Origin of the sequence: Vibrio sp. (assembly GCF_050299255.1) — a bacterium.
GTDB lineage: Bacteria > Pseudomonadota > Gammaproteobacteria > Enterobacterales > Vibrionaceae > Vibrio.
Genome location: NZ_JBNKVP010000173.1, coordinates 1 through 1,890, shown reverse-complemented (window position 1 = coordinate 1,890; position 1,890 = coordinate 1). Strand labels below are relative to the sequence as shown.

At 44.8% G+C, this 1,890-nt stretch carries 2 protein-coding genes; one reads left to right on the top strand and one right to left on the bottom strand.

Annotation, left to right across the window (positions count from 1 at the left end; genetic code table 11):
• The coding region (locus ACQY6F_RS18880; protein ID WP_428776653.1) for a hypothetical protein at positions 1-462 on the top strand (462 nt) is incomplete at its 5' end.
• Between the two features lie 3 nt (positions 463-465).
• Here the strand turns inward: ACQY6F_RS18880 and ACQY6F_RS18875 are convergent.
• Positions 466-1,631 (bottom strand): IS3 family transposase gene (locus ACQY6F_RS18875; protein ID WP_428776652.1). Its coding sequence is split into 2 segments (ribosomal slippage): positions 466-1,355 and positions 1,355-1,631, totalling 1,167 coding nucleotides; the frame shifts between segments, so codons are not numbered across the junction.
• Between the last annotated feature and the right edge of the window lie 259 nt (positions 1,632-1,890).

The window sequence follows — 1,890 nt, the reverse complement described above, 5'->3', positions numbered from 1 at the left end:
TGGCTGTTATTTGCTGTAACTTATTTTTATTTGTTTCCATCTGTGGAGTATTCCATTAGTGAGTTAAAAGGTTACGATATAGATAAATCCATGAGTGATCACCTTATATCTGGCTATTATGCAGGCTATTACCAGTCATTAACCATTTTCGTAATAGGCACTATAGTACTGCTCATAAGCATATATAAATCAAATAACATTCTGACATTGTTTTCATTACTTACTGGCGCACTGTATTCATTTTATCGTACGCAATTGTCAATAAGTATTGAGCAGTTTAATATTGGTGCGCAACATGGTATTTCAGTTGTATACAATGATTTAGTAACAATATTTAATTATTCGCCATACTTCTTATACATGGAGTTATTACTATATTTATACCTCATTGGCACATTTTTTACGGTTTACTGTATGTACATAACACATAAAAATGCATATCGAGACACCGGGTCTCTGTAGTGGTCAACTGTTCCCGGACACTTTGTTAAGAGTTTTTTCATAATCAAGCGGCGTTTTATAACCCAGCGTCGAATGCAGACGACTGGCATTGTAATACACCGCCACATATTCACGAACATCAGCCATTGCCTGCTGCCGTGTTCGATACAAACGGTCACCCGTCCATTCTCGTTTCAGACTGCTGAAGAAGCGTTCCACCGGCGCATTGTCCCAGCAGTTACCCTTGCGACTCATGCTCGGGATCATACCATGCTGTTTCAACAGCTTTTGATAATCATGACTGGCGTATTGACTGCCACGGTCAGAATGGTGAATCAGACCGGGTGATGGCTTCCTCAGGTTGATCGCCATCATCAGTGCACGAATCACCAGCGCTTTCTTCATCCGCCGGTCCATCGCCCAGCCAACCACGCGGCGTGAGTACAAATCAATTACCACCGCCAGGTAAAGCCAGCCTTCCTGTGTCCACAGATAAGTGATATCTGTACCCCAAACCTGGTTGGGCGCCGAAGGCGAGAACTGGCGATCCAGTACGTTATCTGCCGTAGGCAAGCTGTGCTTGCTGTCCGTCGTCACTTTGAATTTGCGCTTCTGTTTGACCTTCAGCTTCAGTACTTTCATTAGGTTACGTGTGCGTTCCCGCCCAATCTCGAATCCTTCCTCGCGCAGCTTCTCCATCATCGTGCGGCTACCAAGCGACTCGCGTGAGGCGGCAAACAACGCCTTCATGCGTCGCCTCAGCGCCAGCTCCTGCGACGGAATGATCTTGCATGGCCGGTTCAGCCAGTCGTAATAGGCGCTTTGACTCACACCCAGAAATCGACACTGATGAACCACTGGCCAGTGATTAACATGATCCCGTATAAATGCGTACTTCATTTCATTTCCTTCGCGAAGTACGCACTGGCCTTTTTTAATATTTCTTTCTCCATCCGTAGCAGCTGATTCTCTTTGCGCAATCGCTTCAGCTCCTCGCGCTCATCCTCGTTCAGGCTGCCGCCTGTCGCTTCCTCTTCAAACTGCCGCTTCCATCGTCGTAATTGGTTCTCTCCAACATCAAGACTGCGGGATGCTTCTGAAACCTTGTAACCCTGTTCGGTAATCAGTGCTACTGCATCTCGTTTGAAATCTTCTGTAAAGGTTCTTCTTTTTCGTTTTTCTGTTGTCATCGTTCACCTCGTTTTGGTATTTTACAACCTTAACTCGGTGTCCGGTTTTAGTAGACCACATCAGATCGTGGCTCGCTTCGCTCTCACGATCTATCCTTGTTTGTTATGCGCTTTTCTCATTGTAAAGCTGATTAACCTTTGGCTGTAAAAACCAAATACCTATTGGAAAGAACCAAAACAAGAAAAAAGCACCGCTATATTCAAAAAAGCCGATTTTTTCGGACCGTTGTAATGTAATCAGCCGCTTAGCTGTAAATAA